This is a genomic window from Streptomyces sp. NPDC046870 (assembly GCF_040704595.1).
Lineage (GTDB): Bacteria > Actinomycetota > Actinomycetes > Streptomycetales > Streptomycetaceae > Streptomyces > Streptomyces argyrophylli.
Genome location: NZ_JBEYXM010000008.1, coordinates 178242 through 192905, shown reverse-complemented (window position 1 = coordinate 192905; position 14664 = coordinate 178242). Strand labels below are relative to the sequence as shown.

General features: G+C 68.6%; 9 protein-coding genes. 8 read left to right on the top strand and 1 reads right to left on the bottom strand.

Going from position 1 to position 14664, the window contains the following annotated elements; translation table 11 throughout:
* Window positions 1-60 precede the first annotated feature (60 nt).
* Window positions 61-3867 carry a GH92 family glycosyl hydrolase gene (locus tag AB0946_RS20060; protein ID WP_366761959.1) on the bottom strand — a complete coding sequence of 1269 codons (3807 nt, stop codon included), beginning with the start codon at window positions 3865-3867 and terminating at the stop codon, window positions 61-63.
* Between the two features lie 342 nt (window positions 3868-4209).
* On the opposite strand from AB0946_RS20060, the gene ngcE reads away from it, so the two are divergent.
* From ngcE to dxs, 8 genes are all read left to right on the top strand, one after another.
* Window positions 4210-5655 (top strand): N-acetylglucosamine/diacetylchitobiose ABC transporter substrate-binding protein, encoded by a 1446-nt coding sequence (gene ngcE / locus AB0946_RS20055; RefSeq protein WP_366761958.1) that lies wholly within the window; start codon window positions 4210-4212, stop codon window positions 5653-5655.
* A 29-nt stretch (window positions 5656-5684) separates the two neighbouring features.
* On the top strand, window positions 5685-6611 hold the full coding sequence (locus tag AB0946_RS20050; RefSeq protein ID WP_366761957.1) for a sugar ABC transporter permease: 927 nt from the start codon (window positions 5685-5687) through the stop codon (window positions 6609-6611).
* 4 nt (window positions 6612-6615) lie between these two features.
* A complete protein-coding gene (locus AB0946_RS20045) occupies window positions 6616-7542 on the top strand; it encodes a carbohydrate ABC transporter permease (RefSeq protein ID WP_366761956.1) in 927 nt (308 codons plus the stop codon).
* A 205-nt stretch (window positions 7543-7747) separates the two neighbouring features.
* Entirely contained in the window at window positions 7748-8947 is a 1200-nt protein-coding gene (locus AB0946_RS20040) for an ROK family transcriptional regulator (protein WP_132783216.1), read from the top strand.
* 169 nt (window positions 8948-9116) lie between these two features.
* Complete coding sequence (locus tag AB0946_RS20035; RefSeq protein ID WP_366761954.1) at window positions 9117-10190, top strand: sugar ABC transporter substrate-binding protein; 1074 nt, start codon at window positions 9117-9119, stop codon at window positions 10188-10190.
* Between the two features lie 198 nt (window positions 10191-10388).
* Window positions 10389-11180, top strand: coding sequence for an ATP-binding cassette domain-containing protein (locus AB0946_RS20030; RefSeq protein ID WP_171151880.1), 792 nt, complete (start codon window positions 10389-10391; stop codon window positions 11178-11180).
* Entirely contained in the window at window positions 11177-12457 is a 1281-nt protein-coding gene (locus AB0946_RS20025; protein ID WP_366761953.1) for a sugar ABC transporter permease, read from the top strand. The genes AB0946_RS20030 and AB0946_RS20025 overlap by 4 nt, the downstream gene beginning before the upstream one ends.
* A gap of 194 nt (window positions 12458-12651) precedes the next feature.
* Window positions 12652-14580: a 1-deoxy-D-xylulose-5-phosphate synthase gene (gene dxs, locus AB0946_RS20020; protein WP_366761951.1), complete on the top strand. Its 1929-nt coding sequence runs from the start codon at window positions 12652-12654 to the stop codon at window positions 14578-14580.
* The last annotated feature ends 84 nt before the right edge of the window (window positions 14581-14664 follow it).

Genomic DNA, 14664 nt, shown 5'->3' with positions numbered 1-14664 from the left:
GGACACGGCACGGGGGCGGGCCCATCCGGGCCCGCCCCCCCTTTTTTCCGGTGTCCCCGCTCAGCCCAGCAGTTCCACCTCCGCCAGGGTCGACTCGCCGTCCAGGACCAGGCGGTACTTCGTGTAGGTGCCCGGTGCGGCGATGGTGAAGGCGCGGGTCTGGCGGTCCCAGGTGAACGATTCCCCGGAGCGGTGGTCCAGGGTCCGCCAGGTCGTGCCGTCGGTGGAGCCTTCCAGGGTCCAGCCGGTCGGCGCCTTCGTGCGGTCGGCTCCCGAGGTCAGCGTGTACTGGACCGGTCGTGCACCGGCCTTGGCCGGGAGGTCCGCCGAGGTGAGCGTCGCGCTCGTCGCCGAGGTGTCGTCGAAGAGCGGGCCGTCACCCTTCAGCACGTCCGCGCGGGGCGTCGGCACCTTGTCGTCCCGCGTGACCGAGACCGGCGCCGCGTCCTTCCCGGTGCCCCACGCCGACGGCTTGGAGCCCATGAAGAAGTCCAGCACCCCGCCCTTGGACAGCAGCGAGTGCGGGAGCGACGTCGACTTCCAGGGGCGGCCGTTGAACATGACGCCCTGGACGTAGACGTTCTTCGGGCTGTTGCCCGGCGCCCGTACCACCAGGTCCCGGCCGTTCTCCAGGTGCACGGTGACCTTCTTGAACAGCGGGGAGCCGATGGAGTACTCGCCGCTGCCCATCACCAGCGGGTAGAAGCCGAGCGCGGAGAAGAGGTACCAGGCCGACTGCTCGCCGTTGTCCTCGTCGCCGTGGTAGCCCTGCCCGATCTCACTGCCGGTGTACAGCCGGGACAGCGCCTCGCGGACGTTCGCCTGCGCCTTCCACGGCTGACCGGCCGCGTCGTACATGTAGATGACGTGGTGCGCGACCTGGTTGGAGTGGCCGTACATGCCCATCCGGACGTCCCGCGCCTCGGTCATCTCGTGGATGACACCGCCGTAGGACCCGACGAGGTCGGGGGAGGCCGTCTCCGGGGTGGCGAAGTACTCGTCCAGCTTGTCGGCCAGGCCCTGCCGGCCGCCGTACAGGTTGGCCAGGCCGCGGCTGTCCTGCGGGGCGGTGAAGGCGTAGCCCCAGCCGTTGGTCTCCGTGTAGTCGTAGCCCCACACGCGCGGGTCGTACTTCGCGGAGTCCACGCGCCAGTCGCCCTTGTCGTCGCGGCCCTGGAAGAAGCCGGCCTTGGCGTCGAACAGGTTCACGTAGTCGCGGGCCCGGTTGAGGAAGTACTCCGACTCCTCCTGGTAGCGCTTCTCGCCGGTCTCCTTGTAGAGCGCCTCGCCCATCTTCGCGATGCCGTAGTCGTTGACGTAGCCCTCCATCGCCCACGACAGGCCCTCGTGGGTGTCGGTCGAGGTGTAGCCGAGGAAGGGCGAGGTGGACATGCCCTTGCGGCCCACGCCCGACATCGGCGGGACGACGGTCGCGTTCTTCACGGCCGCGTCGTACGCCGCCTTCGCGTCGAACTTCACGCCCTTGACGTAGGCGTCGGCGAAGGCCACGTCCGAGGAGGTGCCGGTCATCAGGTCGGCGTAGCCGGGGGAGGACCAGCGGGAGGTCCAGCCGCCGTCCTTGTACTGCTGCACGAACCCGTCGACCATCTCGCCCGCCTGGGACGGCGTGAGGAACGAGTACGCCGGCCAGGTGGTCCGGTAGGTGTCCCAGAAGCCGTTGTTGACGTACACCTTGCCGTCGACGATCTTCGCGCCGGTGTGCGTCGGGGTGTCCGGGCCCGGCATCGCGGAGAACGGCGAGGCGTACCGGTCCTTGCCGTCGACCCGCTCGAAGCCCGAGTTGGGGTACAGGTACAGCCGGTACATGCCGGAGTACAGCGTGGTCAGCTGGTCCGGGGTCGCGCCCTCCACCTCGACCTTGCCGAGCAGCTTGTCCCAGACCCGCTGGGCGTGGTCCTTGACCGTGTCGAAGGAGGTGCCGTCCGGGATCTCCTGGCGCAGGTTGTCCTTCGCCTGGTCCACGCTGATGAGCGAGGTCGCCAGGCGCAGGGTGACGGTGCGGTCGGCGCCCGCGTCGAAGCGCAGGAAGCCCTTCACCCCGCTGGAGCCGCCGTCGGTGACCGGCTTGTCGAACTCGCCGTACACGAACAGCCGGGTCGCGCCCGTCGACAGGCCCGACTTCACGTCGGAGTAGCCCGTGACGGTCCCGTGCTCCTTGTCGAGCGTGAGTCCGGCCTGCTCGGTGACGTTGTCGAACAGCACGCTCGCGTCGTCACCGGGGTAGGTGAAGCGGAGGGCGGCCGCGTGGTCGGTCGGGGCCATCTCGGCCTTGAGGCCGTTCTCGAACCGGACGCCGTAGTAGTACGGCCGAGCCGTCTCGTTCTCGTGCCGGAAGGGCAGTTCCCGCGCCTCGCGGCCGGTGTCCGGGGTGCCGGACGCGGCCGAGGGCATCAGCTGGAAGGTCTGCCGGTCGCCCATCCAGGGGCTCGGCTCATGGCTCGCGCTGAACGCCTGGATCGTCGGCAGGTTGTCCGCGTTGTTCGCCCGCGCGTACTCGTACAGCCAGCTCAGCGAGGACGCGTTGGTCACCGGGGTCCAGAAGTTGAAGCCGTGCGGCAGGGCCGTCGCCGGGAAGTTGTTGCCGCGCGAGAAGCTGCCGCTGGAGTTGGTGCCGCGGGTGGTCAGCGCGTAGTCCGACAGGTGCGCCTTCGGCTTCTCGGGCGCGACCGGCTTCAAGGTCACGTCGTCCAGCCAGCCGCGGAACTTCGCCGGGCCGTCGGGGGAGTCGTACGCCACCAGGATGCGGTCGACGGTCTTGCCGGCCGCGACCGAGCCGATCCGCGCGGACACGTTGTTCCACTGGTTGACGTACAGGGCCTTCGACGCGCCCTGCCCGCGCGGGGTGAGCGGGAACCCGTGCTGGTCCAGCGCGCCCAGGCCGCTCAGATAGGTGCCGTCGGTGAAGGCCAGGTCGACGGAGACGTTGGTGGCGTCGTAGTCGCGGTCGCCGTCGGCCATCGACGGGAAGACGCGGTACGACAGCCGGGTGTCGCCGCCCACCTTCACGTTCACGTCGAAGATCTTGTTGTACGAGTAGGCCCGGCCGGCCGCCGTGTGCCGGCCGGCGTAGCGCAGGGCACGCTTCCCGGTGAACCCGGCCCGCGCCTTGGCGGTCGGGGAGCCGCTCGGGCCCTTGTCGACGAGGGTCAGCATGTCCTGCGGCACCGGGCTGCCGCCGCCGCTGCCGGTGGAGAACTGCACATCGGCGAGCTGGAGGATGTCCGCGGCGCCGGCGTTCTTCGTCACCTCCAGCCGGAAGTGCTGGTACTCGGCCGGCTCGGCGAGGTCGTACGACTTCGTCTGGAAGCGCTCGGCGAAGTTCTCGCCCGAGCGGGTGTCGACCGTCTTCCAGTCCTTGCCGTCGGCGGAGCCCTTCAGGGTCCAGTCCGCGGGGTCGCGCTCGTCGAAGTCATTGGCCGAGGTGAGCGCGTACGTCGTTATCTTCACCGGCTTGTCCAGGTCGAACTCCACCCAGCCGGTGGGTTCGAAGGTCAGCCACTTGGTGCCGGGCTCGCCGTCGACGAGGTTCTCCTTGACCTCGCCGGCGCCCGTGTTCTCGCCGCTGGCCCGGACCTCGGTGACATGGTCGGTGACATTGCCCGGGATGCCCGTGCTGTACCCGCCGTCGACGCCCGAGGCGCGCTTGGTCCCGTCCCGTGCGGTGTCGACGGTGTTCAGCCAGTCCGGCGCCGGGTCGCCCGCCTCGAACGAGGATGCGAACTCCCGGTCGGGCGCCTGAGCCCTGGCGGGCAGGGCGACCGCCGCGCCCTGCGCGCCGACGGCCATGACAAAGGCGGCCGTGAGGACGACCGCCGGGCCCCATCTGTGCCGCGTTCTCCGCTGCATCTACCGATTTCCCCTCCTGCGCCCCCTCCGGACAACGTTGTCAACTACAGGGCGCAGGAACCAGTAGGTGGTCAAGTGGCCCGGGATGTCAAGGGTGTTGGCTGTGGCATTCAGGGAGTTATGTCGCGACTTTTTCCGGCGGGCCGTTCCGCGGGCCTTCATATTTCCGCGAGGTCTCAACTCGGAAAAGACCCAACGCGAACCCTGCATTCGATCTTGCTCAGTTGGCGGGAAGTGGACTATACCTGTCGGCGTTTCCAGCACGACCCAGCACTACCCGACAGCGGTGCCGGGGAGGATCCGGTTCACCGCCTGAGTCCTGGAGAAGGCGAGGACTTGAGCATGGGATCCACTGCGCACCACGGCGTCGAAGGTGTAGGCCGTCGTGACCTGATCAAGCGGTCCGCGGCACTCGGTCTGGTCGCGGCCCCGGGAATGGGCCTTTTGTCCGCCTGTGCCAGCGGGGGCGGTGACGGACAGGACAAGGCGAAGGCGGGCAAGAAGACCGCGAAGAACCCCCTCGGCGTCAACGACACCGCGGGCATGGAGTTCGTCCTCTTCGACGGCGGCTTCGGCAAGGAATACGCCGAGGACGCGGTGAAGGTCTACGAGAAGGACTTCCCCAAGGCCAAGGTGAAGTTCGCCGCCACCCAGAAGATCCAGTCGACCCTGCAGCCCCGCTTCAACCAGGGCAACCCGCCGGACCTCATCGACAACTCCGGCGCCGAGCAGATGGACATGGGGGTGCTCGTCGGCAAGAACCAGCTCGCGGACCTCACCCCGCTGCTGGACGCGCCGTCGTACGACGACCCGGCCAAGAAGGTCCGCGACACGCTGCGCCCCGGCATCGTGGAGATGGGCCAGTTCGACGGCAAGCCGGTCTGGATCCTGTACTACGCCTACACGGTCTACGGCGTCTGGTACTCGCAGAAGGCCCTCGACTCGCTGGACGCGGAGTACCCGCAGACGTGGGACCAGATGCTGGCGGTCTGCGAGAAGGCCAAGAAGAAGGGCATGGCGGGCTGGACGTACGCGGGCAAGTACCCGTACTACATCCCCTTCTCGCTCTACCCGATGATCGCCAAGGTGGGCGGCCGCGAGGTCCTCGACGCCATCGACAACCTGGAGCCGAACGCCTGGAAGCACCCCGCGGTCAAGGCCTGCTTCGAGGCCTACTACGAGCTGTACAAGAAGGGCTACGTGCTCAAGGGCACCCCGGGCCTGGACCACATCCAGTCCCAGACCGCCTGGGCCAAGGGCGAGGCGCTGTTCATCCCGAACGGCTCCTGGGTGGAGAACGAGTCGGCCAACGTCATCCCGGCCGACTTCGACCTCGCGGTGTCCGCGCCCACCGGCATCGACTCCTCCGACAAGCTGCCGTTCGGCACCATCTGGGCTTCCGGCGGTGAGCCCTTCATCGTGCCGGCCAAGGCGAAGAACGCCGAGGGCGGCATGGAGCAGCTGCGCATCATGCTCTCCGAGGCGTCCTCGAAGAACTTCACCGCCAAGGTGAAGTCGCTGACCGCGTACAACGGGGGCACCAGCGGCATCAGCCTCACGCCGGGTCTGGAGTCGGGCGTGGCGGCGCTGGACAAGGCGGGGTCCAACGTGGTGAACCCGCGGCTGCAGGACTGGTACGTGCAGTTGCAGAAGGAGAAGATCGGCGTGTCCGGTCTCGGCGAGATGATGGCCGGACGACTCACCCCGGCCGAGGCCATCAAGAAGATCCAGGGCTTCGCCGACGAGGCGGCCAAGGACACCTCGATCAAGCACTACAAGCACCAGTAATCCAGCACCCTGACAGCACCGGAGTGGCGATGCAGCACGGCAAGTACCGGTTCATCGTGGGGTTTCTGGCACTGCCCCTCGGACTGTACGCGCTCTTCGTGGTGTGGCCGTTCATCCAGTCCATCTACTACTCGTTCACGGACTGGACGGGCCTCAGCCCCGAATTCCGAATGGTCGGCTTCGACAACTACAAGAGGATGTTCGACGACGACATCTTCTGGAAGTCGCTACAGCACAGTCTGCTGTTCGCTCTGGTGCTGCCGGTGGTGACGATCGGTCTGGCGCTCTTCCTCTCCTTCATGATCAACGTGGGCGGACGGCGCAGAAGGGGCGGCCCCGTGATCTCCGGGGTCCGGGGCTCGTCCTTCTACAAGATCGTCTATTTCTTCCCGCAGGTGCTGTCGATCGCGATCGTCGCGCTGCTGTTCGCGTTCGCCTACAACCCGGACAGCGGCGCGATCAACTCGCTCCTGCGCGGTATCGGCCTCGACGGCGTGCAGCCGCTGTGGCTGGGCGACCCGAGCCTCGCCCTGTGGTGCGTGATGGCGGTGCTGGTGTGGTCCACGGTCGGGTTCTTCGTGGTGCTGTTCTCCGCGGGCATGGCCTCGATCCCAGCCGAGCTGTACGAGGCCGCGCTGCTGGACGGCGCCAGCCGCTTCACCACGTTCTTCCGCGTCACCCTGCCGCTGCTGTGGGACACCGTGCAGTCCGGCTGGGTGTACATGGGCATCCTCGCGCTCGGCGCCGAGTCGTTCGCGGTCGTACAGATCATGACGACCGGACCGGGCGGCCCGGACTACTCGACCACCGTGATGGTCCTGTACGTGTACCAGAAGGCGTTCCGGGACGGCCAGGCCGCCTACGCCACCACCATCGGCGTCGCCCTGCTCGTCGTCACGCTCGCGTTCGCGGCGGTCGTGATGAGGCTGGGCCGTCGCGAGCGGCTGGAGTACTGAAGCGATGAAGACGACCGAGACCCCCGCGCCGCTGCCGGCGGAGTCCGGCGCCGGCGTGTCCAAGGTGGACGTGCCGCCGGCCGCGTCGCCCTCCGGGCGGAAGAGGGAGGGCAACGTCCTCAACGTCTTCTCCCACGGCATCCTGGTCATCTGGGCGATCATGGTGGTCCTGCCGCTGGTGTGGGCCGTGATGACGTCCTTCAAGGACGACAGCTCCATCTTCGGCTCACCCTGGTCCCTGCCCGACAGGCTGCACTTCGGCAACTGGGCGCGGGCGTGGACCGACGCCAACATGAGCGACTACTTCCTGAACACCGTCCTGGTGGTCGGCGGCTCGCTGATCGGCACCCTCGTGCTCGGCTCCATGGCGGCGTACGTGCTGGCCCGCTTCGACTTCCCGGGCAACCGCTTCATCTACTACCTGTTCGTCGGCGGCATGAGCTTCCCGATCATGCTCGCGCTGGTCCCGCTGTTCTACGTGGTCAACAACATGGGACTGCTGAACACGATCCACGGCCTCATCCTGGTCTACATCGCCTATTCGCTGCCGTTCACGGTCTTCTTCCTCACGGCGTTCTTCCGCACCCTGCCCACCTCGGTGGCGGAGGCGGCCTTCGTCGACGGGGCGTCGCACTCGCGTACGTTCTTCCAGATCATGCTGCCCATGGCGAAGCCAGGTCTGATCAGCGTCGGCATCTTCAACTTCCTGGGTCAGTGGAACCAGTACATGCTGCCCACGGTGCTCAACACGGACCCCGACAAGAAGGTCCTCACCCAGGGACTGGTGCAGCTGGCGGCCAGCCAGGGCTACAAGGGCGACTGGTCGGGGCTCTTCGCGGGCCTGGTCATGGCGATGCTGCCGGTACTCGCGGCGTACATCGTCTTCCAGCGCCAGGTGGTGCAGGGGCTGACCGCGGGGGCGCTCAAATAGGGGCTCCGACCCGGCGGGGAGGGGCCCGCGACCGCCGTGAGACGCACACCGTCCCGTCGCCCGGGCAGGTGTGCGTCGGCGTGTCCGTGTACCCGGAAACGGTTCAACCTCTTGACGGGAGTCACCCAGAACGGCTCAGCTTAGAGTTCACTAGTTGGACATACACGGGGCCTCGCCGAAGCGGCCCCGCGCTCAGGAGGTCGTCGTGGAGACTCCAGGGTCGCAGTCGTCACTGCACCGGGCCAACCTGGAGCGGGTGGTCCGTGCCGTACGCCTGGCCGGGTCCCTGACGCAGGCGGAGATCGCGCGGACGACCGGGCTGTCCGCCGCGACCGTCTCGAACATCGTGCGGGAGCTGAAGGACGGCGGAACCGTCGAGGTCACGCCCACGTCGGCAGGCGGGCGGCGGGCCCGCAGCGTCAGCCTGAGCGGGGACGCCGGCATCGTGATCGGGGTCGACTTCGGGCACACCCACCTCCGGGTCGCGGTCGGGAACCTCGCCCATCAGGTGCTGGCCGAGGAGGCCGAGCCGCTGGACGTCGACGCCTCCGCCGACCAGGGGTTCGACCGGGCGGAACAACTGGTCAACCGGCTGATCGCGGCGACGGGCGTGGACCGGGCCAAGGTGGCCGGCGTGGGGCTCGGCGTGCCGGGTCCGATCGACGTCGAGTCGGGCACGCTCGGCTCGACCGCGATCCTGCCCGGCTGGGGCGGCACCAAGCCCGCCGAGGAGCTGCGCGAACGGCTCGGCGTGCCGGTGCACGTGGACAACGACGCCAACCTCGGTGCCCTGGGCGAACTGGTCTGGGGCAGTGGCAAGGGCGTCCGGGACCTGGCCTACATCAAGGTCGCGAGCGGTGTCGGCGCCGGTCTGGTGATCGACGGGAAGATCTATCGCGGACCGGGCGGCACGGCAGGAGAAATCGGGCATATTACACTCGATGAATCCGGCCCGGTCTGCCGCTGCGGGAACCGCGGCTGCCTGGAGACGTTCGCGGCGGCCCGCTATGTGCTCCCGCTGCTCCAGCCCAGTCACGGCTCCAGCCTGACGATGGAAGGCGTCGTACGGCTGGCCAGGGACGGTGACCCGGGCTGCCGTCGGGTGATCGCCGACGTCGGCCGCCACATCGGAAGCGGGGTGGCCAATCTCTGCAACCTGCTGAACCCGAGCCGGGTGGTCCTCGGCGGTGATCTCGCCGAGGCCGGTGAGCTGGTGCTCGGGCCGATCAGGGAGTCCGTCGGCCGCTACGCCATTCCCAGCGCGGCGCGCCAACTGTCCGTTCTCCCCGGGGCACTTGGCGGCCGTGCGGAGGTGCTCGGAGCGCTCGCCCTCGCTCTCAGCGAGATGGGCGATTCGACCCTTTTGGAGGGCGCACTGCCCGTGGCGGCTCCTGCCTTCACTTAGAGAACGGATGGCACCGTTGCCATCTCGTTAAGGATTTACTTCTTGACGTCGCACGTGCGGCCGAGTTGACTTCCAGCCACCTCGGCCGCAACGACGCGGCCTCGTCAGGGAGGTTTGAAGAGTGAACAAGCGCATGCGTCGTGCTGCCTTTGCTTTCTGTGCCACCGCAATGACCGTCTCGCTCGCCGCCTGCGGCAGCGCGAAGGAGTCCGGCGGCAACGGTGACAGCGGGAAGACGACCACCCACAAGGGTGATGACATCACCGTCGGTCTGCTCCTGCCGGAGAACCAGACCGCCCGCTACGAGAAGTTCGACAAGCCCATCATCGAGAAGCAGATCAAGGATCTGACGAACGGCAAGGGCAAGGTCGAGTACCTCAACGCCAAGCAGGACGCGACCCTGCAGTCGCAGCAGATCGACACGATGATCACCAAGAAGGTCGACGTGCTGATCCTCGACGCGGTCGACTACAAGGCGGTCGCCCAGGGCGTGAAGAAGGCCAAGGACGCGGGCATCCCGGTCGTCGCCTACGACCGCCTCGCCGAGGGCCCCATCGCCGCCTACACCTCGTTCGACAACGTCGAGGTCGGCAAGACGCAGGGTGAGGCCCTGCTGAAGGCCCTGGGCAGCAAGGCCAAGTCCGGCAAGATCGTCATGATGAACGGCTCCGTGACCGACCCGAACGCCGCGCAGTTCAAGAAGGGCGCCCACGAGGTGCTCGACGGCAAGGTGAACATCGGCAAGGAGTACGACACCAAGGAGTGGAAGCCGGAGAACGCCAACGCCAACATGGAGGGCGCCATCTCCGCCCTCGGCAAGGACAAGATCGTCGGCGTCTACTCCGCCAACGACGGCATGGCGGGCGGCATCATCACCGCGCTCAAGGGCGCGGGCCTCAAGACGCTTCCCCCGGTCACCGGCCAGGACGCGGAGCTCGCGGGCGTGCAGCGCATCGTGGCGAACGAGCAGTACATGAGCGTCTTCAAGTCCTACCCGCAGGAGGCCGAGACCGTCGCCAAGATGGCCGTCTCGATCGCCAAGACCGGCAAGGTCGACAGCTCGCTCGGTGCCAGCACCGTCGACAGCGGCACCGAGAAGGGCATCCCGTCCGTCATCGTCCCGGTAGTCTCGCTGACGAAGGACAACATCAAGGACACGGTCATCAAGCAGGGTTACTACACGGCCAACGAGATCTGCACGGCCAAGTACAAGGCCGCCTGCGCCAAGATCGGCCTGAAGTAACACCCCAGGGGGCCGCCCAGGCGGCGGCCCCACCGGCCTGCACGGGAGGCGCGCGCCCACTGTCCGCGCGCCCCGTGCCGGCACGTCCGGCGCCCCGCCGCCGACAGCCCCGCAGCACAACGGCGGGGCGCCGGACGGAACGCCCCTCACTCTTCATGTTCAACCTCCCGCCGGGGTCAGGCTCGGGCGGCGAAGGAGATGGTTCACGTGTCCGCTACGCCCGTGCTGGCGTTGCGCGGGGTCTCCAAGCGATTCGGTGCCGTTCAGGCGCTCACCGACGTAGAGCTTGAGGTCCACGCCGGAGAGGTGGTTGCCCTCGTCGGCGACAACGGCGCCGGCAAGTCCACCCTTGTCAAGACGATCGCGGGTGTGCACCCCATCGATGACGGTGTCATCGAGTGGGAGGGCCGCCCCGTCACGGTCAACCGGCCGCACGACGCCCAGAACCTGGGCATCGCGACGGTCTACCAGGACCTCGCCCTGTGCGACAACATCGACGTCGTCGGCAACCTGTTCCTCGGCCGTGAGATCAAGCGCCGCGGTGTCCTGGACGAGGTCGAGATGGAGCGCCGCTCGCGCGAGCTGCTCCAGACGCTCTCCATCCGCATCCCCAGCGTGCGCATCCCGATCGCGTCGCTCTCCGGCGGTCAGCGCCAGGTCGTGGCCATCGCCCGCTCCATGCTCGGCGAGCCCAAGCTGGTCATCCTCGACGAGCCGACCGCCGCCCTCGGCGTCGAGCAGACCGCCCAGGTCCTCGACCTCGTCGAGCGGCTGCGCGAGCGCGGCCTCGCGGTCATCCTGATCAGCCACAACATGGCCGACGTGAAGGCCGTCGCCGACAAGGTCGCCGTCCTGCGGCTCGGTCGCAACAACGGCGTGTTCGAGGTCAAGACGACCTCGCAGGAAGAGATCATCTCCGCCATCACCGGCGCCACGGACAACGCCGTGACCCGTCGTGCGGCGCGCACCACCGCGGAGGCTCAGAAGTGAGCATCGACAAGACCCAGGCCGAGCCCGTCGACGCGCCCGCCGTCGCGGCCGACGCCGCCCCCGCCGTCGACCCCCGCCTGCTCGTGCGCGAACAGGGCTTCGCCGGCTACGTCACCGAGTTCAAGCGGAAGATGCGCGCCGGCGACCTCGGCGCCCTGCCGGTCGTGATCGGCCTCATCGCCATCTGCGCGATCTTCCAGAGCCTGAACTCCGCCTTCCTCGGGGCGGAGAACCTCAACAACATCTTCGTCGCCATGGTGGCCACCGGCATGATGTCGGTCGGCATCATCTTCGTGCTGCTGCTCGGCGAGATCGACCTCTCCGTCGGCTCCGTCTCCGGTGTCTCCTCGGCGATCACCGCCGTGATGAGCGTCACGCACGGCGTCAACGAGTGGCTCGCCGTCCTCGCCGCCCTCGCGGCCGGCGCGGTCATCGGTGCCCTGCACGGCTTCTTCTTCGCCCGGATCGGCGCGCCCGCGTTCGCGGTGACCCTGGCCGGCCTGCTGTTCTGGAACGGCTTCATGCTCCAGATCCTGGGCTCGAACGGCACGATCAACATCGACGGCGACGGTGTGGTCGGCAAGCTCACCACGTACTACTTCTCGGACGTGGCCGCCGCCTACCTCCTGGCCTTCGTCGCGGTCGCCGGATACTTCCTGTCGGCCTTCCTCGGCAACCGCCGCCGCGCACTCGCGGGCATCCCGTCCCGCCCGCTCAGCGACATCGTGCTGCGCACCGTGCTGCTCGCGGTCGCCGCGTTCGGCGTCGCGGTCATGTTCAACCAGTACAAGGGTCTGCCGCTCGCGGTGCTGCTCTTCGTGGTCGTCCTGGTCGGCAGCGACTTCGTGCTGCGCCGCACCGCGTACGGCCGCAAGGTCTTCGCGCTCGGCGGCAGCGTGGAGGCGTCCCGCCGCGCCGGTATCAACGTCACCCTGGTGCGCGTGTCGGTCTTCGCCATCGCGGGCTTCTTCGCCTCGGTCGGCGGTCTGTTCTGGGCCTCCAAGATCGCTGCCGCCAACCAGAGCGCCGGCTCCGGCGACCTGCTGATGAACGTCATCGCCGCGGCCGTCATCGGCGGCACCAGCCTCTTCGGCGGCCGGGGCCGCACCTGGAACGCGCTGCTCGGTGTCCTCGTGATCACCTCGATCCAGTACGGCCTCGCCCTTCAGGGCATCGCCACCCCGATCCAGTACATGATCACCGGTGGCGTGCTCCTCGCCACGGTCGTCATCGACTCGATCACCCGCAAGACCCAGAAGTCGGCCGGCCGCGCCTGAGCGCGCCCGACGCACCACGCCCTTGCCCGGCACCGTCCCACGGTGCCGGGCAAGGGCGTGTCGGGGCCCGTCGCACGGGTACAGCCGTTCGCGTGAGTCGGGACCCCCCGCCCGGCCGTCGGGCGTGAGGACGGAACATTAGACTCGTCCAAGCCCGGCAACAGCTCGATCAGCTCTACTGCAAGGAGGCACGGGTGCCGCTGCTGACCCGCATCAGGGGACCGCGCGATCTGGACCGGCTCAGCCTGGAGGAGCTGGACCAGCTGGCGCAGGAGATCCGGACCTTCCTCGTCCAGGAGGTCTCCAAGACCGGCGGGCACCTGGGCCCCAACCTCGGTGTCGTGGAGCTGACCATCGCCCTGCACCGGGTGTTCGAGTCCCCGAAGGACAAGGTGCTGTGGGACACCGGCCACCAGTCCTACGTGCACAAGCTGCTCACCGGCCGGCAGGACTTCTCCAGGCTGAAGATGAAGGGCGGTCTGTCGGGCTACCCCTCGCAGGCCGAGTCCGAGCACGACGTCATCGAGAACAGCCACGCCTCCACCGTGCTCGGGTGGGCCGACGGCATCGCCAAGGCCAACCAGCTGCGCCGGCGCGACAGCCACGTCGTCGCCGTCATCGGTGACGGGGCCCTGACAGGCGGCATGGCCTGGGAGGCGCTCAACAACATCGCCGAGGCCAAGGACCGGCCGCTGGTCATCGTCGTCAACGACAACGAGCGGTCGTACGCCCCCACCATCGGCGGGCTCGCCAACCACCTGGCGACGCTGCGCACCACCGACGGCTACGAGCGCTTCCTGGCGCGGACGAAGGACATCCTCGACCGCACCCCGGTCGTCGGCAAACCGCTGTACGAGACCCTGCACGGCGCCAAGAAGGGGCTGAAGGACTTCATCGCCCCGCAGGGCATGTTCGAGGACCTCGGCCTGAAGTACGTCGGCCCGATCGACGGCCACGACATCGAGGCGCTGGAGTCCGCGCTGGCCCGGGCCAAGCGCTTCGGCGGGCCGGTGATCGTGCACTGCCTGACCGAGAAGGGCCGCGGCTACCAGCCCGCCCTCCAGGACGAGGCCGACCGGTTCCACGCCGTCGGCAAGATCCACCCCGACACCGGGCTGCCGATCGCCTCCTCCGGCGCCGACTGGACCTCCGTCTTCGGCGAGGAGATGGTCAGGCTCGGCGAGGAGCGCGAGGACGTCGTCGCCATCACGGCGGCCATGCTCCAGCCCGTGGGTCTCGACAAGTTCGCCAAGCGCTTCCCCGAGCGGGTGTACGACGTCGGGATCGCCGAGCAGCACGGCGCCGTCTCCGCCGCCGGCCTCGCGTACGCCGGGCTCCACCCGGTCTTCGCCGTGTACGCCACCTTCCTCAACCGCGCCTTCGACCAGGTCCTCATGGACGTGGCCCTGCACAAGTGCGGTGTCACGTTCGTGCTCGACCGGGCCGGCGTCACCGGCACCGACGGCGCCTCGCACAACGGCATGTGGGACATGTCGATCCTCCAGGTGGTGCCGGGGCTGCGGCTCGCCGCGCCGCGCGACGCCGACCAGGTGCGGGCCCAGCTGCGCGAGGCCGTCGCCGTCGAGGACGCGCCGACCGTGGTGCGCTTCTCCAAGGGCGCCGTCGGCCCCGCCGTACCCGCCGTGGGCCGGATCGGGGGCATGGACGTGCTCCGGGAGCCGGGCACCGACCGGCCGGACGTGCTGCTGGTCTCCGTCGGCGCGCTCGCCCCGATGTGCCTGGAGATCGCGGAGCTGCTGAACAAGCAGGGCATCTCCACCACCGTGGTCGACCCCCGCTGGGTCAAGCCCGTCGACGAGGCCATGGCCCCGCTGGCCGAACGGCACCGGGTCGTCGTCACCGTCGAGGACAACAGCCGCGTCGGCGGTGTCGGCTCCGCCGTCGCCCAGGCCCTCAGGGACGCGGGCGTGGACGTGCCGCTGCGCGACTTCGGCATCCCGCCGCGCTTCCTCGACCACGCCTCCCGCGCCGAGGTCATGGCCGAGATCGGGCTGACCGCGCCCGACATCGCCCGCCAGGTCACCGGGCTCGTCTCCAAGCTGGACGGGCGGTTCGACCGTACGGCGGGTGCCGTGGACTCCGTGGAGCCCGCGCGCGACTAGGGTCTTTCGTCTGGATCAGGCGGATCCAGACGAGAGGCCCTGGCGAACGCCTCACCCCGGCCGGTTCCGCCCCCTCCCCCGGTG

Coding starts and splice junctions, on each gene's coding strand:
- AB0946_RS20050 (WP_366761957.1), top strand. CDS start 5,685: ATGCAGCACGGCAAGTACCGGTTCATCGTGGGGTTTCTGGCACTGCCC.
- ngcE (WP_366761958.1), top strand. CDS start 4,210: ATGGGATCCACTGCGCACCACGGCGTCGAAGGTGTAGGCCGTCGTGAC.
- AB0946_RS20045 (WP_366761956.1), top strand. CDS start 6,616: ATGAAGACGACCGAGACCCCCGCGCCGCTGCCGGCGGAGTCCGGCGCC.
- AB0946_RS20030 (WP_171151880.1), top strand. CDS start 10,389: ATGGTTCACGTGTCCGCTACGCCCGTGCTGGCGTTGCGCGGGGTCTCC.
- AB0946_RS20060 (WP_366761959.1), bottom strand. CDS start 3,867: ATGCAGCGGAGAACGCGGCACAGATGGGGCCCGGCGGTCGTCCTCACG.
- AB0946_RS20035 (WP_366761954.1), top strand. CDS start 9,117: ATGACCGTCTCGCTCGCCGCCTGCGGCAGCGCGAAGGAGTCCGGCGGC.